This window comes from Kitasatospora sp. CMC57, assembly GCF_045866025.2.
Taxonomy (GTDB): Bacteria; Actinomycetota; Actinomycetes; order Streptomycetales; family Streptomycetaceae; genus Kitasatospora.
Genome location: NZ_AP035881.2, coordinates 2,221,830 through 2,244,216 on the forward strand (window position 1 = coordinate 2,221,830; position 22,387 = coordinate 2,244,216).

Annotated in this window: 19 protein-coding genes and 1 tRNA gene; 11 read left to right on the top strand and 9 right to left on the bottom strand. The window is 72.1% G+C overall.

Annotated elements, in window-relative coordinates:
• Positions 1–47 precede the first annotated feature (47 nt).
• The 3 genes from ettA to ssb form a co-directional block, all read right to left on the bottom strand.
• Positions 48–1,712, bottom strand: a complete 1,665-nt coding sequence (ettA, locus tag ACKUU6_RS09885) for an energy-dependent translational throttle protein EttA (RefSeq protein WP_407988119.1) — start codon at positions 1,710–1,712, stop codon at positions 48–50.
• Positions 1,713–1,898: 186 nt separating this feature from the next.
• Entirely contained in the window at positions 1,899–3,224 is a 1,326-nt protein-coding gene (locus ACKUU6_RS09890; protein ID WP_407988120.1) for a Cys-Gln thioester bond-forming surface protein, read from the bottom strand.
• A 327-nt stretch (positions 3,225–3,551) separates the two neighbouring features.
• The gene (ssb, locus tag ACKUU6_RS09895; RefSeq protein WP_407988121.1) at positions 3,552–4,238 is read right to left on the bottom strand and encodes a single-stranded DNA-binding protein; all 687 of its coding nucleotides are present in this window, start codon (positions 4,236–4,238) and stop codon (positions 3,552–3,554) included.
• 555 nt (positions 4,239–4,793) lie between these two features.
• Between ssb and ACKUU6_RS09900 the strand changes: the two genes are divergently transcribed.
• Positions 4,794–4,869 (top strand) — tRNA-Arg (locus ACKUU6_RS09900).
• A 63-nt stretch (positions 4,870–4,932) separates the two neighbouring features.
• Here the strand turns inward: ACKUU6_RS09900 and ACKUU6_RS09905 are convergent.
• Positions 4,933–5,532 carry a TetR/AcrR family transcriptional regulator gene (locus ACKUU6_RS09905; RefSeq protein WP_407988122.1) on the bottom strand — a complete coding sequence of 200 codons (600 nt, stop codon included), beginning with the start codon at positions 5,530–5,532 and terminating at the stop codon, positions 4,933–4,935.
• Between the two features lie 110 nt (positions 5,533–5,642).
• Between ACKUU6_RS09905 and ACKUU6_RS09910 the strand changes: the two genes are divergently transcribed.
• Genes ACKUU6_RS09910 through ACKUU6_RS09920 form a run of 3 tightly spaced genes read left to right on the top strand, consistent with a single transcriptional unit; the run spans position 5,643 to position 7,465 of the window.
• On the top strand, positions 5,643–6,191 hold the full coding sequence (locus ACKUU6_RS09910; protein ID WP_407988123.1) for a GNAT family N-acetyltransferase: 549 nt from the start codon (positions 5,643–5,645) through the stop codon (positions 6,189–6,191).
• Between the two features lie 52 nt (positions 6,192–6,243).
• The gene (locus tag ACKUU6_RS09915; protein WP_407988124.1) at positions 6,244–6,663 is read left to right on the top strand and encodes a RidA family protein; all 420 of its coding nucleotides are present in this window, start codon (positions 6,244–6,246) and stop codon (positions 6,661–6,663) included.
• 25 nt (positions 6,664–6,688) lie between these two features.
• Positions 6,689–7,465 (top strand): enoyl-CoA hydratase/isomerase family protein, encoded by a 777-nt coding sequence (locus ACKUU6_RS09920; RefSeq protein ID WP_407988125.1) that lies wholly within the window; start codon positions 6,689–6,691, stop codon positions 7,463–7,465.
• Positions 7,466–7,492: 27 nt separating this feature from the next.
• On the opposite strand, the gene ACKUU6_RS09925 is transcribed toward ACKUU6_RS09920, so the two are convergent.
• Positions 7,493–8,713 carry an acyl-CoA dehydrogenase family protein gene (locus ACKUU6_RS09925; RefSeq protein WP_407988126.1) on the bottom strand — a complete coding sequence of 407 codons (1,221 nt, stop codon included), beginning with the start codon at positions 8,711–8,713 and terminating at the stop codon, positions 7,493–7,495.
• A 128-nt stretch (positions 8,714–8,841) separates the two neighbouring features.
• Between ACKUU6_RS09925 and ACKUU6_RS09930 the strand changes: the two genes are divergently transcribed.
• Positions 8,842–9,471, top strand: a complete 630-nt coding sequence (locus ACKUU6_RS09930; RefSeq protein ID WP_407988127.1) for a TetR family transcriptional regulator — start codon at positions 8,842–8,844, stop codon at positions 9,469–9,471.
• A 138-nt stretch (positions 9,472–9,609) separates the two neighbouring features.
• A complete protein-coding gene (locus ACKUU6_RS09935) occupies positions 9,610–11,088 on the top strand; it encodes a cellulase family glycosylhydrolase (RefSeq protein WP_407988128.1) in 1,479 nt (492 codons plus the stop codon).
• Between the two features lie 3 nt (positions 11,089–11,091).
• Here the strand turns inward: ACKUU6_RS09935 and ACKUU6_RS09940 are convergent, their stop codons facing one another.
• Positions 11,092–13,122, bottom strand: coding sequence for a M3 family metallopeptidase (locus ACKUU6_RS09940; protein WP_407988129.1), 2,031 nt, complete (start codon positions 13,120–13,122; stop codon positions 11,092–11,094).
• A 255-nt stretch (positions 13,123–13,377) separates the two neighbouring features.
• On the opposite strand from ACKUU6_RS09940, the gene ACKUU6_RS09945 reads away from it, so the two are divergent.
• Positions 13,378–15,060, top strand: a complete 1,683-nt coding sequence (locus ACKUU6_RS09945) for a bifunctional 3'-5' exonuclease/DNA polymerase (protein WP_407988130.1) — start codon at positions 13,378–13,380, stop codon at positions 15,058–15,060.
• A 12-nt stretch (positions 15,061–15,072) separates the two neighbouring features.
• On the opposite strand, the gene dhaM is transcribed toward ACKUU6_RS09945, so the two are convergent.
• Entirely contained in the window at positions 15,073–15,465 is a 393-nt protein-coding gene (gene dhaM, locus ACKUU6_RS09950) for a dihydroxyacetone kinase phosphoryl donor subunit DhaM (protein WP_407988131.1), read from the bottom strand.
• Positions 15,466–15,594: 129 nt separating this feature from the next.
• On the opposite strand from dhaM, the gene dhaK reads away from it, so the two are divergent.
• Positions 15,595–16,590: a dihydroxyacetone kinase subunit DhaK gene (dhaK, locus tag ACKUU6_RS09955; protein ID WP_407988132.1), complete on the top strand. Its 996-nt coding sequence runs from the start codon at positions 15,595–15,597 to the stop codon at positions 16,588–16,590.
• Between the two features lie 12 nt (positions 16,591–16,602).
• Entirely contained in the window at positions 16,603–17,190 is a 588-nt protein-coding gene (dhaL, locus tag ACKUU6_RS09960; RefSeq protein ID WP_407988133.1) for a dihydroxyacetone kinase subunit DhaL, read from the top strand.
• Here dhaL and ACKUU6_RS09965 read toward each other — a convergent pair.
• Positions 17,187–18,383 carry a PP2C family protein-serine/threonine phosphatase gene (locus tag ACKUU6_RS09965; RefSeq protein ID WP_407988135.1) on the bottom strand — a complete coding sequence of 399 codons (1,197 nt, stop codon included), beginning with the start codon at positions 18,381–18,383 and terminating at the stop codon, positions 17,187–17,189. The genes dhaL and ACKUU6_RS09965 overlap by 4 nt on opposite strands.
• Positions 18,384–18,690: 307 nt before the next feature.
• Here ACKUU6_RS09965 and ACKUU6_RS09970 point away from each other — a divergent pair, with 307 nt between their 5' ends.
• Positions 18,691–18,909 carry a heavy-metal-associated domain-containing protein gene (locus ACKUU6_RS09970; protein WP_407988136.1) on the top strand — a complete coding sequence of 73 codons (219 nt, stop codon included), beginning with the start codon at positions 18,691–18,693 and terminating at the stop codon, positions 18,907–18,909.
• Positions 18,910–18,980: 71 nt separating this feature from the next.
• Positions 18,981–21,239, top strand: coding sequence for a heavy metal translocating P-type ATPase (locus ACKUU6_RS09975; RefSeq protein WP_407988137.1), 2,259 nt, complete (start codon positions 18,981–18,983; stop codon positions 21,237–21,239).
• Between the two features lie 54 nt (positions 21,240–21,293).
• Here ACKUU6_RS09975 and ACKUU6_RS09980 read toward each other — a convergent pair whose 3' ends face one another.
• Complete coding sequence (locus ACKUU6_RS09980; protein ID WP_407988138.1) at positions 21,294–22,013, bottom strand: SDR family NAD(P)-dependent oxidoreductase; 720 nt, start codon at positions 22,011–22,013, stop codon at positions 21,294–21,296.
• Between the last annotated feature and the right edge of the window lie 374 nt (positions 22,014–22,387).

Here is a 22,387-nt window from a genome sequence, read left to right on the forward strand (position 1 = left end):
CAGACCACCCCAGGGGCAGCCTGCCGGGCCGGTGTTGCACCGACGTGTCAGCTCCGGGTCAGCTTCCGGTAGGTGGCCCGGTGCGGGCGGGCGGCGTCGGCGCCGAGCCGCTCGATCTTGTTCTTCTCGTACGACTCGAAGTTGCCCTCGAACCAGAACCACTTGCTGTCACCCTCGTACGCGAGGATGTGCGTGGTCACCCGATCCAGGAACCACCGGTCGTGGGAGATCACCACGGCGCAGCCGGGGAACTCCAGCAGCGCGTTCTCCAGCGAGGACAGGGTCTCGACGTCCAGGTCGTTGGTGGGCTCGTCGAGGAGCAGCAGGTTGCCGCCCTGCTTGAGGGTCAGCGCCAGGTTGAGCCGGTTGCGCTCACCACCGGAGAGCACCCCGGCCGGCTTCTGCTGGTCCGGACCCTTGAAGCCGAACGCCGAGACGTAGGCGCGGGACGGCATCTCGACCTGACCGACGTTGATCCAGTCAAGGCCGTCGGAGACGACCTCCCAGAGCGTCTTCTTCGGGTCGATGTTGGCACGCGACTGGTCGACGTAGCTGATCTTGACCGTGTCGCCGACCTTGACGGTGCCGGAGTCCGGCTTCTCCATGTCGAGCAGCATCTTGAACAGCGTGGTCTTGCCGGCGCCGTTGGGGCCGATCACGCCGACGATGCCGTTGCGCGGCAGGGTGAAGCTCAGGTCGTCGATCAGCAGCTTCTCGCCGAAGGACTTCGAGAGGTTGTTGGTCTCGATCACGATGTTGCCCAGGCGCGGGCCCGGGGGGATCTGGATCTCCTCGAAGTCCAGCTTCCGCATCTTGTCGGCCTCGGCCGCCATCTCCTCGTACCGGGCGAGGCGGGCCTTGGACTTGACCTGACGGCCCTTGGCGTTGGAGCGGACCCAGTCCAGCTCCTCCTTGAGCCGCTTGGCGCGCTTGGCGTCCTTCTGGCCCTCGACCTTGAGACGGGTCTGCTTGGTCTCCAGGTAGGTGGAGTAGTTGCCCTCGTAGGGGTAGGCGCGACCGCGGTCGAGCTCCAGGATCCACTGGGCGACGTTGTCCAGGAAGTACCGGTCGTGGGTGACCGCGACCACGGTGCCCTTGTACTTCTCCAGGTGCTGCTCCAGCCAGTTCACCGACTCGGCGTCGAGGTGGTTGGTGGGCTCGTCGAGCAGCAGCAGGTCGGGCGCCTCGAGCAGCAGCTTGCAGAGCGCCACGCGGCGTCGCTCACCACCGGAGAGCTTGGTGACCGGCCAGTCGCCGGGCGGGCAGCCCAGCGCGTCCATGGCCTGCTCCAGCTGGGCGTCCAGGTCCCACGCCTCGGCGTGGTCCAGGTCCTCCTGGAGGGTGCCCATCTCCTCGAGCAGCGCGTCGGAGTAGTCCGTCGCCATCAGCTCGGCGATCTCGTTGAAGCGGTTGAGCTTCCCCTTGATCTCCTTGACGCCGTCCTCGACGTTCTCCAGGACGGTCTTGGACTCGTCGAGCGGGGGCTCCTGCAGAAGCATCCCGACGGTGTAGCCCGGCGAGAGGAAGGCATCGCCGTTCGAGGGCTGCTGCAGACCGGCCATCATCTTCAGCACCGTGGACTTACCAGCACCGTTGGGGCCGACGACACCGATCTTCGCCCCAGGGAGGAAGCTCAGCGTCACGTCGTCAAGGATGACCTTGTCGCCGATGGCCTTGCGCACCTTGCGCATGGTGTAGATGTATTCCGCCACGTGAGATCGCTCCGGCGTCGTCGGTGAGTATTCGGGTTACAGCCTTCCATTGTGCCGCACGCGACGGATCCTCCCGAACGCGATGCCGGGGAACGGGACCGGCCCCGCCCCCTCGACTGCGGAGGGAACGGGGCCGGATCAACTCCGGGCTGCGGACCAGCCGGTCACGCGGACCGGCTCAGCCGGTCAGGCGCGGCTGTGACGGCCGCGGCGGCGCAGGGTGAAGACCGCGGCGGCACCGGCGATCACCAGGGCACCGGCGATACCGGCGACGAGCGGGGTCTGGCCGCCGCCACCGGTGTTGGCCAGGACCGGGCCGGTCGGGCTGGCCGACGGGGCCTTCGGGGTGGGCGAGGCGGCCGTGTCGGTCTTGCAGTTCAGGACGCCCTTGAACTCCTCCTTGAAGCCGTTCGGCCCGGTGACGACGATGTCGTACGCGGTGTCCTCGGCGACCTTGACCGGCACGCTCTTGGTGCCGGCCGGCGGGACGGTCACGGTCTGACCGGCCAGCGTGAAGGTGAAGTCGCGGTCACCGTTGTTGGTGGCGGTGACCACCACGGCGCCCTGCACGCAGTCAACCTTGGCGGAGACGGCCGGGATCGGGCCGGTGGGAGCCCAGTTCATGGTCACGGCAGCGGTGACCGGGACGGGCTGCGAGCCCGCCAGGATCAGCGTCTGGCTGTGCTTGCCCTGCGCGTTGACGCCAGTGAAGGCGCGGCCGACCGAGACCTCGGCGGAGGTGCTGGCCTTGATGCTGGCGTTGCCCGGCTCCGCTCCGGCCGGGGACTTGGCGTAGATCTGGTCGCCGTTCTTGGCGCTCTTGACCGGCTTGCCGGTCTTGTCCGTGATGCTCAGGTTGGCCTTGGTGCCCGCCTCGTCCAGCGCCAGTGCGACGGCGCTGCCGTTGGTGGTGACGGTGATCGGGCCGAGCAGGTCACCGCTCTTACCGGAGACCGCGGCCGGGTTGAGGCTGAGCGTCGGCTTCGGCTCCTCCAGCTTGACCGCCTTCTGGCGCAGGTAGTCGGTCAGCTGCTTGGCCTGCGGGTCGTCCGGGATCGCGTCGGCACCGTCGGAGAAGTGCCAGATCGCGGCCTGCGTGCCGGCCGCGGCGTCGTCCTCGCTGAGATCCGCGATCTTGCTGCTCTCACGCAGCTTCTCGATGCTCAGCTGCGGGAAGGAGTTGCGGAGGATCCAGAGGATCTTCCCGGCCTCCTCCGGCTTGCCGGCCAGCGAGCTCGAGTCCCAGCCGGTCTCGGTGTAGTCGGCGCTGGGCTGAGTCGGGTTGAGCAGGTCGATGCAGTACGTGTCGAGGATCTTCTCGTCCTCGGTCTCCAGCTGGAGGATCCCGCCCTGGACCTGGTGCTTCTTGCCATCCCGCTCGTAGCTGATGGTCTCGCTGAACCGGACACCGGGCTTCAGCTTCGCCTTGGCTCCGGTCGCCCCCGCCCCTGCGGCGCCGGCCGAACCGGCCAGCATCATCCCGCTGCCCAGCAGCACGCTCGACGCGAGCATGACACTGGCTATGCGGGCGAAAGCCCGCCCCTGCTTGTGCAACATCTAGTGACCCCTCCGGGCTGGGCCCCGCCGATGGCAGCCCGCCTTGCAACGCGACGCACCCTGTGACACCGCCGCACTTGTGTGAACCAGACGCATCCTATTGACCGGAGGCCGCTGGCAAACCTCCGTGCCGAACGCGGACGATTCCGTATCTATATTGTTATCAAGGGGCTCACCGCGGCGGTGTACTGACGACCCGCCAGTTTCTCACTCCCAATCAGGAGCTTTTCCCTCCAGGCACTCCGACCGACCCGAAGTGCCGAACAGTGAGCAGCTTCGGTCTCAGCCGACAGCTACCCGATCACTGCTTGCAATTTCGCCACCTCCCGGTTCCACCTCGCGCACACCAGCGGCCACCTCGACCTCGGCCGCCACCTGGGTCACCTCGCCGACGCCGCTCTCCGACGGACCGCCCGCGCCGGCCGCCCGGATCGGCGACCCCGCGACGGCCGCCTGCCGGGACTCGACCGCGGCGACGATCCAGTCCGGCACCGCCTGCCCGGCCGTCGCCTGGCCGGACAGGGGACCGGTGAGCGGGCCGGGCGCCGCTGCGGACATGGCCGCGGACTCCTCCCGACCCGAACGACCCAGGACCAGATCGGGTTTGGCCTGGACCGCCCAGCGGAACGCGGTCGTGCCCCGGCCGAGGTCGTGGCCGACCACCCGGGCGTCGATCTCGACCACACAGCGTCGCCTCTCCTCCTCGCCCCACTCCCGAACCCGCAGCCGCCCGCTCACCACCACCGGATCGCCCTTGCTGAGCGAACTCACCACGTTGGCCGCCAGCCAGCGCCAGGCGGTGACGGTGACCCAGCTCGTCTCGCCGTCCACCCAGACACCCTTCTCCCGGTCGTAGCGGCGCTCGGTGGCGGCCATCCGGAAGTTCGCCACCGGGACACCGGCCGCGGTTTGCGTGTAGCTCACCACCGTGCCGACATTGCCGATCATGGTCACCATCGTGTCGTTCATCGGAACACGCTCCGTCCGTCGGGAATCACCGGATGAAATCACCCGCCGAGGAGAGGATGTCCGGCCACGGAATACGAGCCGAGGTGTTTCGAAATTCTGGGGATAACTCGCACATGTGGATAACGGACCTCACTCTCCGGAGTGAATCGGCTCCGATTTCCAACCGAGCGGACGTCATCTTTTCGAGTCCATGACAACTACTCGCCGAGCCCGCCCCGGGGCGCCGCTCCCCGAAGGGGTGGCCGGTCGGCGCATCGGCGCACGTCATCCGACCGGTGGAAGCCGAAAACTTCCCCCACCCGTCCCTCCGTCCGCCCCATTCTCCGCACCGAATCCATAACAGGTGGGGCGACAGCCCCGTAACGACTGCACAACGTCCGGCGCCAGAAGCCGTCAGGGCGCTGCACGCCCGGCCGCCACCTGCGATTATCGGACCGCTCAACCGGGGCCGACACACCACGTAGGGTGCGTGAAGACCCGGCTGAGTATCTGGGCACCCTTATCCTGTCCCGGACCCCGCAGGCCGGCCGAAGCCCTCCGGGCCGGTGTCGTCACGCCCCCATAGCTCAGCGGATAGAGCACCCGCCTTCTAAGCGGTAGGTCGCAGGTTCGAATCCTGCTGGGGGCACCAGCGCCGACCCGTCCGGCCGGCCCGCCGAGACCGCTCCTGGCGGAGATGTCCGGCCCCGCAGCCTCAGAGCCCGTCCAGGTACCGGTCCAGCAGCTCGACCTGCCGCTCCGGCGGGAACTCGGCCGGAGCGAACAGTGCCTGCACCACCAGCCCCAGCACGAAGCTCTGGACCCCCGCCGCCACCTCCTCGGCGCTCGCCTCCCCTGCCAGTTCGCCCTGCTCCCTGGCCTGGGCGACCAGCTCGGTGATCCGTTCCCTGGCCCGGCGATAGCGGGCGGCGTGGTCCGCCGCCAGTTCCGGGTCGGTCAGCGCAGCGTCCCAGGAGCCGACCCAGATCCGGTTGCCGGCCACCCCCTCCGGGGTGAGCGGCAGGATGTCCAGCAGCACGGCCCGCAGCAGTGCCCGCCCGCCGTCAGCCGGTGAGGTGCGCCCGGTCGCCGGGCGCGGCCGGTCCACCGTGTGCCGGTCGAGCAGGTCCAGCGCGTACGCCAGCAGGGCCCGCTTGTTCGGGAAGTAGTGCGTGAGCAGCCCGGTGCTGGCGTCCATCTCGGCCGCGACCGCACGGAGCGTCAGGCCGCCGAAGCCGCGGTCGGCGAGCACCCGCCAGACCGCTGCGGAGACCTCGGACCGTCGGGCGTCATGGTCTCCACGAGCTGGCGTCATGGGCGCTAGGGTACCTACCAAACGTTTGTTATGCATGATCCGAACAGCACGCCGCGCACCACGCCGAACAGCGCGCCCCGAGAACAGCACGTCCGCCCGAGGAGGGCCCCATGTACGCCGTACCGCTCACCGACGACGCCGAGCTGCGCCCCCTCCAGCCCTGGCAGGCCGCCGAGTTCCTGGCCCACATGGACCGGGCCAGGGCCAACGTCGACCCGTGGATCCCGTGGGCGACCTTCAGCACGGACCTGGACTCCGCCCGAGCGACCCTGCAGCGCTACGCCGACCGGCAGGCCACCGACAGCGGGGAGCTGTTCGGCATCTGGCTGGACGGGACGCTGGTGGGCGGCGTGATGTTCGTGTCCTTCGACGTGAAGGCCGGCCGGTGCGAGATCGGCGCCTGGTGCGAACCGGCGGCCCAGGGCCGTGGACTGATCACGGCCGCCGTCCGGCGGCTGCTGGACCACGCCTTCACGGTGCGCGGTCTGCACCGGGCCGAGTGGTGGAACAGCACGGTCAACACCCGCAGCCGGGCGGTGGCCCGGAAGCTCGGCATGCACCTGGACGGGACCATGCGCGAGTGGTGCGAGTTCCAGGGCGCCCGGCAGGACTACGAGATCTGGTCGGTGCTCGCCCACGAGTGGCAGAAAACCAGGTGACAGCCGGGCTCGGCCGGTTGAGGATGGCCAGCCCGACCACCTACGGAGCGCCATGGCCGAGCACCGCACCGTCCCCGCCCTGTTCCCGCCGCCGGGCTACGCGCACACCGTCGTGGTCGAGGCCGGTGAGCGCCTCGCCTTCCTGGCCGGCGGGGTGCCGCTGGACGCCGACGGCAAGCTGGTCGGCCCGGGCGACTTCCCGGCCCAGACCCGGCAGGTGCTCGACAACCTGGAGACCGCGCTGGCCTCGGTCGGCAGCGGCCTGGACCGGGTGGTGGCCAGCATCGTCTACGTGGTGGCCGACCGTCCCGAACCGCTCTCCGAGGTGTGGGACGTCGTGAACGCCTCCGCCCTGAGCGCCGGTCCGCACAGCTCGACCCTGCTCGGCGTCACCACCCTCGGCTACACCGGCCAGTTGGTGGAGATCACAGTCACCGCCGTGGTCCCGGACCGGTCCGCTGTGGAAGGGTGACCGGACACCCCACGAGGAGGCGTCCGTGCCCCAGCAGTTCGACACCGGTACGCCCGGCCTGCGAGCCTCCGTCGACGGCCCCGTCGCCACCCTGGTGCTGGACCGCCCGGAGCGGCGGAACGCCGTCACCGGGGCGATGTGGCGGGCGCTGCCCGGCGTACTGGACCGGCTGGCCGGCGCCCCTGGCGTCCGGGTCCTGCTGCTGACCGGCGCGAACGGCACGTTCAGCGCCGGGGCCGACATCACCGAGCTGACCCGGGTCTACGCCGACCCCGACCTGGCCGACGCCTACCACGCCGAGAACGTCGCGGCCGAGGAGGCGCTGGCCGCCTTCCCGCATCCCACCATCGCCGTGGTGCACGGCCACTGCGTGGGCGGCGGCTGCCAGTTGGCGGTCGCCTGCGACCTTCGGTTCGTCGCCGAGGACGCCCTACTGGGCATCACCCCGGCCAAGCTCGGGGTGGTCTACCCGGCCGTGCCGACCGTCCGGCTGGCCCGGCTGGTCGGTCCGGCCCGGGCCAAGTACCTACTGTTCTCCGGCGAGTTGGTGGACGCCGGACGGGCCGAGCTGTTCGGTCTGGCCGACGAGGTGCTGTCGGCCGACCGACTGGACGCCCGCGCCCGGGAGTTCGCCGAGCTGCTGGCGGTGCGCTCACCACAGACCATCGGCGCCGCCAAGGCCGCCCTGGCCGCGGACGACCCGGCGGCGGCGCTGGCCCCGTGGGAGCGCAAGTCCCGCCACTCGCCGGACGTCCGCGAGGGCCTGGCGGCGTTCCTGGAACGGCGGCCACCCGCCTTCTAGTCCCTTTCGCACCGGCCGCCCGCCTTCCTACCGGATCGGCAGCCCCGAGATGGCCCGGGCGATCACCAGCCGCTGGATCTCGCTGGTGCCCTCGAAGATGGTGTAGATCGCGCTGTCCCGGTGCATCCGCTCCACCGGGTACTCCCGGGTGAAGCCGTTGCCGCCGAGGATCTGCATCGCCTGCGCCGTCACGTACTTGGCGGTCTCGCCCGCGTACAGCTTGGACATCGAGCCCTCGGCCGAAGTGAACAGCTGGTTGTTGGCCGCCATCCAGGAGGCCCGCCAGACCAGCAGCCGGGCCGCGTCGATCCGGGTCTTCATGTCGGCCAACTGGAAGGCCACGCCCTGGTTGTCGATGATCGGGCGGCCGAACTGGACCCGGGTCTTCGCGTAGTCCAGCGCCACCTCGTACGCGGCCCGGGCGATGCCGATCGCCTGGGCTCCGACGGCGGGTCGGGACGCCTCGAAGGTGGCCATCGCGGCGTTCTTGCCGCCGGAGCGCTTGGCGCCCTCCCTCGCCCTGGCCAGCCGCTCGTCGAGCTTCTCCTTGCCGCCGAGCAGGCAGCTGCCGGGGATCCGTACGTCGTCCAGCACCACCTCGGCGGTGTGCGAGGCGCGGATGCCGTGCTTCTTGAACTTCTGACCCTGGCTCAGCCCCGGCGTGCCCGGCGGCACCACGAAGGACGCCTGCCCGCGCGCCCCGAGCGCCGGGTCGACGGTGGCCACCACCACGTGCACGGCGGCGATCCCGCCGTTGGTGGCCCAGGTCTTGGTGCCGTTCAGCACCCACTCGTCCTTGGCCTCGTCGTAGACCGCGCGGGTGCGCAGCGCCGAGACGTCCGACCCCGCGTCCGGCTCGGAGGAGCAGAACGCGGCCACCTTGACGTCGTCCGGGGTGCCGAACATCTGCGGCGCCCAGGTGCCGATCTGCTCGTCGGTGCCGTTGGCCAGCACGGCGACGGCGGCCAGCGTGGTGCCGACGATCGCCAGGCCGAGGCCCGCGTCACCCCAGAAGAGCTCCTCCATGGCGATCGGGATGCCGACGCCGGAGGGGTCGAAGTACTGCTGGGCGTAGAAGTCCAGCGAGTAGATGCCGATCTTGGCGGCCTCCTGGATGATCGGCCAGGGGGTCTCCTCGCGCTCGTCCCACTCGGCGGCGGCCGGGCGCATCACGTCGGCGGCGAAGCCGTGCAGCCAGTCCCGGACGGCGAGCTGGTCCGGGCCTGGGTCGAGGGAGAAGGTGCTCATACGGTGTGCCTCCGGGACGGGAGTGCGGGCGGAGAAGCCCACGCCATCGGGGTGTTACCCCGGGTAACATGCCGCGAGTCTGCTACTGATTGGTAATCCGTGTCAACGGCCGAGCGAGGAGCCGCACCGTGTCCACAGAGCCCCGCCACGACGAGTCGCCGAAGACCTCGGAGCCGCGCCGCGAGCAGCTGCTGAACGCCGCCGACCGGGTCGTCCAGCGCGAGGGCCCCGGCGCGAGCATGAACGCGATCGCCGCCGAGGCGGGCATCACCAAGCCGATCCTGTACCGGCACTTCGGCGACCGGACCGGCCTGATCCGGGCCCTGACGGAACGTCACACCAGCGGCCTGCTGGCCGCCGTCCGGGCGGCTCTGAACGAGCCGCTGGAGCGCCGCGACCGGGTCGAGCACGTACTGGACGTCTACCTGGCGGGCATCGAGTCCCGGCCGCAGGTGTACCGGCTGCTGACCCACCCCGAGTCCGGCGACCCGACCGGGGCGGGCCAGGCGCTGGCCCCCGCGCTGCGGCAGATCGCCGAGGAGATCACCAGGGCGGTCCGGGAGCAGGTCGACCTCGGCCCCGACGCGCCGCTGTTGGCCGAGACCTGGGGCCGGTCGATCACCGGCATGGTGCTGGCGGCCGGCGACTGGTGGCTGGACCAGCGGCCCTGCCCTCGGGCCCGGATGGTGCAGGCGCTGGCCGATCTGCTCTGGGGCCGGCTCGCGGCGGCGGCACCACGGCCGGGAGCACCCGGCTGACACCCCGGCACAGGGCGGCACCAGGACCCGAGGGACCCGAGGGACGCCCCATAACATGAGCAGTACTCACCTCTTGTGCACGCCCCCCACGTGCGGCAGGATCGGCGCCCCCACCCCCCTGTCCTCCGCGAGGTGCCCGTGCGCGTCCTCCGTACCGCCGTCGCCCTGTCCCTGGCCACCGCCGCCGTGCTGTCCGGCGCCGCGCTGCCGTCCCAGGCAGCCGCGCAGCCGGCCTCCCGCCATCAGGGCGGACGGGCCGACTTCCCGACCGGCACGGTCACCACCGCCGACGGCCGGACCCACCTGGCCGACGCCGCAGGGCGGGTGCTCCAACTTCGCGGCTTCAACGTCGACAAGTACGCCGAGGCCACCGAGACCGACCTGCGGTCCGCCGCCGACCACGGCTTCACCCTGGTCCGGGTGGCGATCTCCTGGAACCGGCTGGAGCCGACTCGGGGCCGACTGGACCGGACCGAGCTGGACCGGCTGCACCGGGTGCTCGACTGGGCTGAGAAGTACGGCCTGTTGGCCCTCGTCGACTTCCACCAGGACGTCTACGGGCCGAAGTTCGGCGGCGGCGACCGGGGCATCCCGCTCTGGGCCACCCGGGACGACGGCCTGCCGTTCGAGGAGGACCCGGACGACTGGTTCGCGGGGTACTTCCAGCCCGCCGTGCAGGCCGCCTTCACCCACCTGTACGACGACCCGGACCTGCGCCGCTGGCAGGCCGACTTCTACACCCGGCTGGCCCGCGAACTCCGGGGCCACCGATCACTGTTGGGCTATGACCTGTTCAACGAGCCGTCCGGCCCGATCCCCGGTGACCCGACCGACCCGGCGGTACTGGTGGCCGCCTCCGCCGAGCTGGAGCGGGGCCGGCTGGCCGAGATGTACGGCCGGCTGATCCGGGCCGTCCGCCAGGCCGACAGCCGCTCCTGGCTGTTCGTCGAGCCGACCGTGCTGGTCGGACAGGGCGTGCCGACCCAACTGCCCGGCTTCGCCGACCCGCGCTCCGGGGCCGACCGGCTGGGCTACGCACCGCACTTCTACGACACCGCCGTCGAGGCCGGCCGGGACTGGGACCCGTCCGGCGGCTTCGTGGAGAACTACCTCGCTGCAATCACGGCGTACCCGGGCGCCCACCATCTGCCGGTGCTGGTCGGCGAATGGGGTCCGCCGAACTCCCGCACCCCCGGCAACACCGAGCTGGTGAAGCGTCAGGTCGCCGCGATGAACGGCTTCGCCTCGGGCTGGGCCATGTGGTACTGGTGCAAGGGCGCCGGTGGCTACTGCGCCCTCGGCCCGGACGGCCGCCCGGCCCCCGGTGACGAACCGGTCTTCGGCCCGTACGCCCGGGCCCTGGCGGGCACCCCCGGCACCGAGACCTACCGCGACGGCACGTACACCCTGACCTACCTGACCGGGCGCGGCGGCTGGACCGAGATCAGCCTGCCCGGCACCGCCTACCCGAACGGCGCGAAGGTCACCGTCAGCGGCGTCCGCACCTCCGTGCTGGACGTCGACCAGCCCAGGGGCGACCGGGCCGGGGTGGCCCGGGTCCTGCTGCCGCTGACCCGCTCCGGCACCACGGTGACGGTACGGGTCAGCGGCAGCTGAGCCTCAGCCGTCCAGGCCGCGCCGGGTCAGCAGCGGGCCGATCTCCGGGTCCCGGCCGACCACGGCACGGAAGCAGTCCAGCGCGTCCACGCTGCCGCCCCGCGAGAGCAGCTCGGCCCGGAAGGTCTCGCCGCTCTCCCGGACGCTGCGGCCGTTGGTCTCGAACCAGCGCACCGTGTCGGCGTCCAGCACCTCGGACCAGATGTACGCGTAATACCCGGCGCTGTACTCGTTGGAGAACACGTGGCTGAAGTAGGTGCTCCGGTAACGCGGCGGCACCAGCGGGTCGGCCAGCCCCGCCTTGGCCAGCGCGGCCGCCTCGAACTCTTGGGCGTCCTGGATCGTTTCACCGACCGGGACGGTGTGCCAGGCCCAGTCCAGCAGCGCGGCGGCCAGGTACTCCACGGTCCGGAAGCCCTGCCCGAACCGCTCGGCCGCCGCCATCCGCTCGACCAGCTCGGCGGGCAGCGGCTCGCCGGTCAGGTGGTGCCTCGCGTAGTTGGCCAGCACCTCGGGCCTGGTCATCCACATCTCGTTCACCTGGGACGGGAACTCGACAAAGTCGCGCGGCACTTCGGTCCCCGAGAAGAGCGGGTAGCGCACCGCCGAGAACAGCCCGTGCAGGGCGTGGCCGAACTCGTGGAACAGCGTCCGCACCTCGTCCCAGGTCAGCAGCGCGGGCTCACCGGCCGCCGGGTGGGCGATGTTCAGGTTGTTCACCACCACCGGCCGCTGCCCCAACAGCTCGGACTGCTGGACCAGTTCGTTCATCCAGGCGCCGCCGCCCTTCGACTCCCGGGCGTGGAAGTCGCCGAGGAACAGCCCGAGCGACGAGCCGTCCGCCTCGAACACCTCGAAGACCCGGGCGTCCGGGTGATACCCCGTCAGGTCGGCGCGCTCGGTGAAGGTCAGCCCGTAGGCCAGCCCGGCGGCGAAGAACACCCCGTCATGCAGCACTCGCTCCAGCTCGAAGTACGGGCGCAGCTCCGCCGCGTCGAGGCTGTACTCCGCCTGCCTGACCCGCTCGGAGTAGTACTGCCAGTCGTGCGCGCCGAAGTTCTGGACCCCGTCGACCCGTTCGGCGAACTCCGCCAGCTTCCGACCCTCGGCCCTGGCGTTCGCCACGGCCGGCGGGATCAGCCGCGCGAACAGCTCCTCGACCGCGTCGACCGTCCCGGCCGTCTCGTCGGCCACCACGTACGCGGCGTGACTCGGGTATCCGAGCAGCTCGGCCCGCTCGGCCCGCAGCCCGGCCAGCTCGATCGCCAGCGGGCCGTTGCTCTCCACCGCCCGCTCCGCCGAGGCCGCCAGGAGCGCGGCCCGCAGCTCGCGGTCGGTGAGCGCGGCCAGTTCGGACTGGTTGGTGAAGTTCTTCAGGCTGAGCACGTACGAGCCGTCCCGGCCGAGCGCCCGGCCGTTCGCGGCGGCCGCCGCCACCGCGTCGGCCGACAGGCCGTCCAACTGCTCGGCGCGGTCCACCACCACGGCCCGGGCCCGGGTGTCGGCGAACACGTTCTGCCGGAACGCCGCCTGGGCGGACGCCTGCCGGCCGTTGATCTCCCGCAGCCGCTGCTGCCCCTCAACCGGCAACCGGACCCCGGCCCGGACGAAACGGGTGTGGTGCCGCTCCAGCAGCCGCAGGCTCTCGGCGTCCAGGCCGAGTTCGCCCCGCGCCCGGTACAGCGTCTCGAACCGGGCGAACAGCGCCTGGTCGAGCAGGATGGTGTCCAGGTGCGCGGCCAGCCGCGGGCTCAGCTCGGCGTCCAACGCCTGCAGCGCGGGGGTGGTGTCGGAGGAGCTCTGGTTGTCGAAGACCAGCCGGACCCGGCGCAACAGCGCACCCGAACGCTCGAGCGCCACCACCGTGTTGTCGAAGGTCGGCGGCTCGGGGTCGGCGGCGATGGCGGCGACCTCGGCGAGCTGGTCGGCCATGCCGCGCTCGAAGGCGGGCAGGTAGTGCTCTTCCCGGATCGCGGCGAAGGGCGGGAGTTCGAACACCAGGGTGCTGGGCGCGAAGAAAGGATTGTCGCTCATATGCCAGACCCTAGGGACTCAGGCACACGCTCCGAAAGGCCGGGGCTCGGGGCACTGCTCATGCACGGCTCCACCACGTGGGTGGAGCCGTCCCTCTTCAGGTGATCGGTGCGCAGGCGGGCAGGACCCGAACGCGGCATCTCCTCGCAGGCACCCCGAGCCGCTGCCCGACTTCCGGGCGAGCGCCTGCGGGGAAGTGTCGGCACCGCCAGGTACGGTCGGGGCGAACCCCTGTCCGATGTGTGAGGAGTCCCCGTGGCACCCCGGATCGCCGTCGTGCCCGCTCCGCACGGCCCCGGCGGCCGCCTCCAGCCGCTCGGCGAGGACGGCGTGCCCCTCGGGCCACCCGAGCAGGTCGCCGATCTGGCCGCCGCGGTGGCGCAGCGTGAGGCGGCAGGTCCTCCCCGCTGGGTCTGGGCGGCGGCCGACAGCGCGTACGCGCCGCTGCTGCCGCTGCGGGTGGCCCGCTGCCACGACCTGCGGCTGGTGGAGGCGCTGCTGCTGGGGTACGAGGGGGCGTGGGGCGAGCCCCGTTCGCTCGGCGCCGCGTGGGCGCGGCTGCGCGGGCTGCCGGTGCCCGCCGACCTGCCGGAGGCCGGTGGCGGTGAGGACCAGGACAGCCTGTTCGCACCGGACCGGCTGCAACTGCCGCCGGGCACTGATCAGTTGGCAGCGGTGGTGGCGGTGCACGCCGAGCAGCTGCGCCGGATCGAGCTGGTCGGGCAGCCCGGGCTGTTCCGGCTGCTGGCGGCCGCCGAGTCGGCCGGTGCGCTGCTGGCCACCGAGATCACGTACGACGGCCTGCCCTGGCGGACCGACCGGCACGACCGGCTGCTGACCGACCTGCTCGGCCCCCGCCCGCACGTCCCCGGTGCCCAGCCGAAGCTGCTCTCCGAGCTGTCCGTCGAGCTGCAACAGGCGCTCGGTGGCCGCCCGTTCAACCCCGATTCGCACGCCCAGGTGCTGAAGGCGTTCGCCGACCAGGGCATCAGGCTGAGCTCCACCCGGGTGTGGGAGCTGCGCGGGATCGACCACCCGGCGGCCCGGCTGATGATCCGTTACAAGGAGCTGTCGCGGATCCACGCCGCGCACGGCTGGGCCTGGCAGGACGCCTGGGCGCGCGGCGGCCGGTTCCGCCCCGAGTACGTGGTAGGCGGGGTGGTCTCCGGCCGGTGGGCCAGCCGGGGCGGCGGAGCGCTGCAGATCCCGCGCATCCTGCGCGGGGCCGTGGTGGCCGATCCCGGCTGGGCCCTGGTGGTGGCGGACGCGGCGCAGCTGGAGCCCCGGGTGCTGGCCGCGCTCTCCGGCGACGCCGGTCTGGCCAGATCGGCGGCCGAGGGCGACCTGTACGCGGCGCTGGCCGCCACCGCCTTCCAGGGCGACCGGGAGAAGGCCAAACTCGGCCTGCTCGGCGCGATGTACGGCCAGACCAGCGGGGACATCGGTCCACTGCTCGCCACCCTGCGCCGCCGCTACCCCACCGCGATGGGCTACGTCGAGTCGGCGGCCAGGACGGGCGAGGAGGGTGGCATCGTCCGCTCCCGGCTGGGCCGGACGTGCCCGCCGCCGTCGGCCGACTGGCTGGATCTGACGGAGGCTCCGGAGACCGCCGGGGAGGCGGGCGGCCGGTCGGCCCGGGCACGCGGCCGGTTCACCCGCAACTTCGTGATCCAGGCCAGCGGGGCGGACTGGGCGCTCGCCCTGCTGGCATCGCTGCGCCGTCGGCTGACGGCGCTGAGCAGCGGTACGGACCGCCCGCACCTGGTCTTCTTCCAGCACGACGAGGTGATCGTGCACACCCCCGTCAACCTGGCCGACCAGGTGGTCGAGGCGGTCACCGCCGCCGGCGAGGAGGCCAGGCGGCTGGTGTTCGGCGACACTCCGGTGCGCTTCCCGCTCAGCACCGCCGTGGTCGACTGCTACGCGGATGCCAAGTGAGCTGACGGCAACTCAGAACTTCCGGTAGCCCCTGGCGTCCTCGGCCGCCGCCACCACCTCGGCCAGCGCGGCCCCGGTCGAGGCGGTGACCAGCGCCGCCACCGCACCCTCCACGAACGGTGCGTCCACCAGCCTGACCCGCTCCGCCGGGTGGTCCTCCAGCACGGCCAGCGTGGTCAGCACCGAACTGCCCAGATCAGCCAGCACCACCACCCCGGCCCCGGTGTCGGCCGCCGCGACGGCCGCCACGACCAGGTCGTAGCTGGTGCCGAGCGAACCGTCCTCGGTGCCCGCCGCGAGCAGCACCCGGGCTTCCCCGGGCCCGAGTTCGGCGAGCAGGTCACGGAGCCCGGCCGCCAGACCGGGACTGTGCGAGACCAGAACGATGCCCACGTACGCGCCCATGGCCCGACCATACCCAGCCCTACCGCCCGTCCACCCTCCAACAGTTCGGCTCTGGCGTGTCGTAGCGCATGCCGGGTGCCCGCGGTTGACGTAACGTCGGCCGCACGAACCGTCGGAGGAGAGCCGGTCTTGAAGAAGCTGATCAACGCCCCGGAGACGTTGCTGGCCGACGCGCTGGCCGGATTTGCGGCCGCGCACCAGGAGTTGAGCGTCGATCAGGAGAACCGGGTGATTGCCAGGGCCGGCCGTCCGGCCACCCCGAAGGTCGCCCTGATCTCCGGCGGCGGCTCAGGCCACGAGCCTCTGCACGGTGGCTTCGTCGGCCCCGGCATGCTCGACGCGGCGTGCCCGGGCGAGGTCTTCACCTCCCCCGTACCCGATCAGATGCTGGCCGCGGCGCAGGCGGTGCACAGCGGCGCGGGCGTGCTCTTCGTGGTGAAGAACTACACCGGCGACGTGATGAACTTCGAACTCGCCGCCGAACTGGCCGCCGAGGAGGGCATCGAGGTCCGCACCGTCCTGGTGAACGACGACGTCGCGGTGGAGGACTCCACCTGGACGGCCGGCCGCCGGGGCACCGGCGCCACCGTCCTGGTCGAGAAGACCGCCGGGGCGCTCGCCGAACGCGGCGCCGACCTCGACCGGGTCGCCGCCCTCGGCGACCGGGTGAACGCCGCCTCCCGCTCCTTCGCCATCGCGCTCACCGCCGCCACCGTCCCGGCCGCCGGGAAACCGGGCTTCGACCTGCCGGAGGACCAGATCGAGGTCGGCGTGGGCATCCACGGCGAACCCGGGCGCCGCCGGGAGCCGCTGCGCCCGGCCGCCGAGCTGGCCGCCGAGGTGGTCGACACCATCCTGGCCGACCACCACCTCACCGAGGGGGACGAGGTGATCGCCCTGCTGAACGGGCTCGGCGGCACCCCGCTGATCGAGCTGTACGTGCTGTACGGCGCGGTCGCCGAACGGCTGGCCGAACGAGGCATCCGGATCGCCCGCAACCTGGTCGGCAACTACGTCACCAGCCTCGACATGGCCGGCTTCTCCCTGACCCTCACCAAGGCCGACCCCGAGCTGCTCGAACTCTGGGACGCCCCGGTGACCACCCCCGCCCTGCGCTGGTCCTGAGAGGACACCGCCATGGACACCACCCTCGCGCAGACCTGGCTGCGGGCCGTCGCGTCCGCCGTCGACCAGCGGCAGCAGGAGCTGACCGAGCTGGACTCGGCGATCGGCGACGGCGACCACGGCTCCAACCTGCACCGGGGCTTCACCGCCGTCCTGCCCGCGATCGAGGACCTGGATTCGGCCGGCGCGGTGCTGAGCAAGGCGGGCAGCACCCTGATCTCCAAGGTCGGCGGCGCCTCGGGACCGCTCTACGGGAAGGCGTTCCGGGCGATGGGCGGCGCGCTCACCGAGGGCGACGACTTCGGCTCGGCCCTGGCCGCCGGCCTGGCCGCGATCCGACGACTGGGCGGCGCAGCCCCCGGTGACAAGACCATCGTGGACGCCTGGGCCCCGGCGGTGGCCGCCTTCGAACGGACCGGCTCGTACGCCGACGCGGCGGCCGCCGCCGAACAGGGCGCCCTGGACACCGTCCCGCTCCAGGCCCGCAAGGGCCGGGCCTCCTACCTGGGCCCGCGCAGCATCGGCCACCAGGACCCGGGCGCCACCTCGACCGCCCTGATCCTGCGCGCCCTGGCCGAATGCGCCCCGGACACTCCCTAGACCCTGGGGCCCTGGGGCCGATCGAGGTCGGTCCGGCTGATCAGCAGGAGCAGCGCGTCGTCCCCCAGCTCGCCGCCGGTGTGCTCCAGCAGGTCGGCGTAGAGCCGTCCCACCGCCGCCTCCAGTTCCGCCGCCGTCCGGGCGGCCTCCCGGACCATCGGTCCGACCCGCTCGGCCAGCGGGTAGAACTCACCGCTGCGGTGGTGCCTGGCCTCGACCACCCCGTCAGTGCAGAGCACCAGCACGTCCCCGGGACCGAACGCCGTCTCCATGCTCTGCGGCTCCCCGGCCGCCAGCCGCCCGAGGCCGAGCGGTACCCAGGGGTCCTCGGCCTCCAGCACGGTCACCGCCCCGTCGGATGCCACCATGATCGGCGGGACGTGCCCGAAGTGCAGCAGTTCCACGGTACCCGGGCGGTGGACGTCGGCGAACAGCGCGGTGGTGAACTCCCCGTCCGGCACGTGCCGCTCCACGCTGGCCTCGATCCGGGCCGCCACCGCCAGCAGCCCGCTCTCGTCGTACGCCGCCTCCCGGAAGGCGCCGAGCACCACGGCCGCGGTCTGCACCGCGCCCAGCCCCTTGCCCCGGACGTCGCCGACCAGCACCCGGGTGCCGTGCGGGGTCTCCAGCACCGAGTACAGGTCGCCGCCGATCCGGGCCGCGTCGGCCGCCGAGGCGTACCGGACGGCCAGCCGGAGCGGTCCGACGACCGGGCCCGGCGGTCGGAGCAGGGCGCGCTGGGCGGCCTCCGCCACCGAGGAGACGGCAGCGAAGGCCGCGGCTCTTCGCATCCTGATCCCGGCCACCCAGGCGCTGAACACCGAGAGCACGACATAGCTGACCACCGCGCCGAACAGGAACTGACCGTTGTTCAGATTGGTCACCTGGTCGTAGTGGCTCAGCCCGACCAAGGTGACCAGGCCGATCAGGCAGACCAGCAGCAGTTCCAGCGGCCGCAGGGTGAGCGCCGCCAGCGAGGGGACCACCACCATCAGCGGGGACAGATAACTCTCCCGTCCCGTCGCCAGGTCCGTGACCACCACCACCAGCAGCGCCACCAGGGACGGCATGGCCCGGCGCCGCCAGGACAGGTCCTGCAGGTCGGCGGCGAGCAGGGCCCGCTCCCGCCGGGCGGGCGAGAGCCCTGCGGCCCTGGGTGCCGTGGGCGACTGGGGGCGGGTGAACCGAGACACATACCGAACATAGCGGAGGAATCGGACTACGCATCCGCGCATGATCCGGCGCCGTCCGATCCGAATTGCCCCTTCTCTCCTGCCGCTCGGAGAGGCCCTCGATCCGGAGGTACGTCGGCGCATCCTGCTGCACGTACCCCGGGACACGCCAGATGTTCCGTGTCCGCACTCTGTGTCCCATTACGGCTACTCTCTGCTGGCGATCGCGCAGATCACCACCGCCACCCCTGGCGCATGGAATACCCCCAGGGGGTATGGTGTTCTCATAGTCAGCCCCAGTGAGGGGCAACGAACTCCGGAGGCCCCGATGTCGAGCACCGTCACCTACTCCGTCAGCGGAATGAGCTGCGGCCACTGCGAGAAGTCGGTCAGTGCCGAGGTGGCAGAACTGCCCGGCGTGACCGACGTCGCCGCGGACGCCAAGGCCGGCACCGTGACCATCTCCTCCCAGGCTCCGCTCGACGACGAGCAGATCCGCGCCGCCGTCGACGAGGCCGGCTACGAGCTGGTCGGCCGCTCGGCCTGAGCACCCTCCGTACGGGGCCGCCCGGCGTGCAGCGCGGCCCCGTACGCTCTCCCCAAGGAGCAAGTGAGCCCATGAGCACCACCACCCCAGGCATAGAGCCCGGCGCCGTCCGCGACCGGGTGGAACTCGCGATCGGCGGGATGACCTGCGCCTCCTGCGCGGCGCGGATCGAGAAGAAGCTCAACCGGATGGACGGCGTCGAAGCCACCGTCAACTACGCGACCGAGAAGGCGCAGGTCGACTTCGCGCCCGAGGTCAGCGTGGCCGACCTGATCGCCACCGTGGAGCGCACCGGCTACACCGCCGAGCTGCCCGCCCCTCCGGCCGTCGCCGACGACACCCCGGCCGAGCAGCCGGACCCGCTGCGCGAGCGGCTGCTGACCAGCGCCGCGCTCTCGGTGCCCGTCGTGCTGCTCTCGATGGTCCCGGCGCTGCAGTTCGACAACTGGCAGTGGCTCGCCTTCGCGCTCACCGGCCCGGTCGTCGTGTACGGCGGGCTGCCCTTCCACCGCGCCGCCTGGACCAACCTGCGGCACGGCGCGGCCACCATGGACACGCTGGTCTCGCTCGGCACCCTGGCCGCCTTCGGCTGGTCGGTCTGGGCCCTGTTCTTCGGCCACGCCGGTATGCCCGGCATGCGGCACGCCTTCACCCTCGGGGTCGGCGCCGGTGACGCCTCGTCAACCCTGTACCTGGAGACCGCCGCCGCCGTCACCACCCTGATCCTGCTCGGCCGCTGGCTGGAGGCCCGCTCCAGGCGCCGCGCGGGCGCCGCGCTGCACGCGCTGCTCGACCTCGGCGCCAAGGACGTCGCCGTCCTCCAGGGCGGCCGCGAGGTGCGGCTGCCGGTGGCGCAGCTCGCCGTCGGCATGCGCTTCGTGGTCCGGCCCGGCGAGAAGATCGCCACCGACGGCACCGTGGTCGAGGGCAACTCCGCCGTGGACGCCTCGATGCTCACGGGCGAGGCCGTCCCGGTCGAGGTGACCGTCGGCGACGCCGTCACCGGCGCCACCGTCAACGCGGGCGGCCGCCTGGTCGTCGAGGCCACCCGGGTCGGCGCCGACACCCAGCTGTCCCGGATGGCCAAGCTGGTCGAGGAGGCGCAGAACGGCAAGGCCGCCGCCCAGCGCCTGGCCGACCGGATCTCCGCCGTCTTCGTCCCCGTGGTCATCCTGATCGCGCTCGGCACCCTGGTCAGCTGGCTGCTGATCAGCGACAGCCCCACCCAGGCGTTCACCGCCGCCGTCGCGGTGCTGATCATCGCCTGCCCGTGCGCCCTCGGCCTGGCCACCCCGACCGCCCTGATGGTCGGCACCGGGCGCGGCGCCCAGCTCGGCATCCTGATCAAGGGCCCGGAGGTCCTGGAGACCACCCGCAAGGTCGACACCATCGTGCTCGACAAGACCGGCACCGTCACCACCGGACGGATGTCCCTGACGGCCGTGCACACCGCCGACGGCGTCTCCGAGACCGAGGTGCTCCGGCTGGCCGGCGCCCTCGAACACGCCTCCGAGCACCCGATCGCGGCCGCCATCGCCACGGCCGCCGCCGAACGGCTCGGCGACCTCCCACCGGTCGAGGGCTTCGAGAACATCCCCGGCCGGGGCGTCCAGGGCGTGGTCGACGGCCACGCGGTGATCGCCGGACGCGAACTGCTGCTCGCCGACTGGGCCCAGCACCTGCCGCCCGCCCTGGCAGCGGCGAAGGCCGAGGCCGAAGCCGCCGGAGGCACCGCCGTCTCGGTCGGCTGGGACGGCGCCGCCCGGGCCGTCCTGGTCGTCTCCGACACCGTCAAGCCCAGCTCGGCCGCCGCGGTCGCCGAACTCAGGGCGCTCGGCCTGCGGCCGCTCCTGCTCACCGGCGACAACCGGAGCGCCGCCGAGGCGGTCGCCGCGGAGGTCGGCATCGACAGTGCCGACGTGATCGCCGAGGTGCTGCCCGAGGACAAGGTCGCCACCGTCCGCAGGCTCCAGGCCGAGGGCCGCTCGGTCGCCATGGTCGGCGACGGGGTCAACGACGCCGCCGCCCTGGCCCAGGCCGATCTCGGTCTCGCGATGGGCACCGGCACCGACGCCGCCATCGAGGCGGGCGACCTCACCCTGGTCCGCGGCGACCTGCGCTCGGCCGCCGACGCGATCCGGCTCTCCCGCCGCACCCTGGCCACCATCAAGGGCAACCTCTTCTGGGCCTTCGCCTACAACGTCGCCGCCGTCCCGCTGGCCGCGGCGGGTCTGCTCAACCCGGTCGTCGCGGGGGCCACGATGGCGTTCTCGTCCGTCTTCGTGGTCACCAACAGCCTCCGCCTCCGGCGCTTCGACGCCGCCGGCTGAGCCTTCGGCAGGTGATCGAGCACCTACGGTCAGGGCTCGGGCCGCAGAGAGCGGTCAGCGTCCCAGCAGCTCCCCGCCGTTGCAGTGCAGGATCTCGCCGGTGATGAAGCCGGCTTCCGCCGAGGCCAGGAAGTAGACCGCCGCCGCCACCTCGCCCGACTCGCCGATCCGGCCGAGCAGGGTGCGGGCGGCGCGGCGGGAGACCTCCGCCTCGTCCAGCCGGGGCCCGAAGAACTCGGTGCCCGAGACGGTGCCGGGGGCCACGATGTTGGCGGTGATCCCGGAGGGGCCGAGCTGGGCGGCCAGGAAGTGGTTCCAGGCGTGCAGCGAGGCCTTGGCGGCCCCGTACGAGCCGGCGCCGCGCAGGGCCGCGATCGAACTGACCGTCACCACCCGGCCGCTGCCCTGGGTGAGCCGGTCCCGGAGCGACTCGGTGAGCAGCACCACGGTCAGCACGTTGCGTTCGAAGTCCCCGCGCCAGCGGGCCAGCACCGCGTGCGGCCCGGCACCGATCACGGTCTCCCGGCTGCCGGCGTTGTTGACCAGGACGTCGATCTCGGCGGGCAGCGCGCTCAGCACGTCCTCGACCGCGTCGGGGTCGGCCAGGTCGCAGGCCAGCGGGGTGACGTTAGGACCGAGGTCGGCGGCGGCTCTCTCCAGGACCGCCCGCCGACGGCCGACGATCACCACCCGCTCGCCCGCCTCCGCGAAGCGGCGTGCCACCTCGTACCCGATGCCGGTGCCGCCACCGGTGACTACGACGTTCCTGGCCATCTGCGCACTCCCTCCCTGGCATGCCGCCGTGGCTGAGGATGCGCGGGCGGTCCGTACCGGAATGAGACGATTCCTATCACGCTGGGTTGCGGTGACTGTGGGGAGGGTGACGTCGCCCGGCGGAGACCGTGTGGTATGCGCCCGGCACCGGGCGGACACGGAGCGTGGAGAGAGCCAACTCACACCGCCCGAACGTAACTTTGCGCCCCCGGATACGTCTTACCTTTGTAGTACGACGGTCCATGACCGCCGTGGACGGGGCTCCGGCGGGCCCCGGTACGACTGCCGAGTCCCTCGGCGGTCTCGCGCACGACGCCGGGGAGCGGCAGCCGCCAGGGGCGCTTTGAGCGGCCGTTCCCGGCAACCAGGGCCGC

Excerpts from the sequence above, each read along its gene's own strand:
- ACKUU6_RS09905 (WP_407988122.1), bottom strand. The coding sequence starts at position 5,532 with ATGACGCCAGCTCGTGGAGACCATGACGCCCGACGGTCCGAGGTCTCC.
- ssb (WP_407988121.1), bottom strand. The coding sequence starts at position 4,238 with ATGAACGACACGATGGTGACCATGATCGGCAATGTCGGCACGGTGGTG.
- ACKUU6_RS09890 (WP_407988120.1), bottom strand. The coding sequence starts at position 3,224 with ATGCTCGCGTCGAGCGTGCTGCTGGGCAGCGGGATGATGCTGGCCGGT.
- ACKUU6_RS09910 (WP_407988123.1), top strand. The coding sequence starts at position 5,643 with ATGTACGCCGTACCGCTCACCGACGACGCCGAGCTGCGCCCCCTCCAG.
- dhaL (WP_407988133.1), top strand. The coding sequence starts at position 16,603 with ATGGACACCACCCTCGCGCAGACCTGGCTGCGGGCCGTCGCGTCCGCC.
- ACKUU6_RS09925 (WP_407988126.1), bottom strand. The coding sequence starts at position 8,713 with ATGAGCACCTTCTCCCTCGACCCAGGCCCGGACCAGCTCGCCGTCCGG.
- dhaM (WP_407988131.1), bottom strand. The coding sequence starts at position 15,465 with ATGGGCGCGTACGTGGGCATCGTTCTGGTCTCGCACAGTCCCGGTCTG.
- ACKUU6_RS09975 (WP_407988137.1), top strand. The coding sequence starts at position 18,981 with ATGAGCACCACCACCCCAGGCATAGAGCCCGGCGCCGTCCGCGACCGG.
- ACKUU6_RS09915 (WP_407988124.1), top strand. The coding sequence starts at position 6,244 with ATGGCCGAGCACCGCACCGTCCCCGCCCTGTTCCCGCCGCCGGGCTAC.
- ACKUU6_RS09970 (WP_407988136.1), top strand. The coding sequence starts at position 18,691 with ATGTCGAGCACCGTCACCTACTCCGTCAGCGGAATGAGCTGCGGCCAC.
- ACKUU6_RS09940 (WP_407988129.1), bottom strand. The coding sequence starts at position 13,122 with ATGAGCGACAATCCTTTCTTCGCGCCCAGCACCCTGGTGTTCGAACTC.
- ACKUU6_RS09980 (WP_407988138.1), bottom strand. The coding sequence starts at position 22,013 with ATGGCCAGGAACGTCGTAGTCACCGGTGGCGGCACCGGCATCGGGTAC.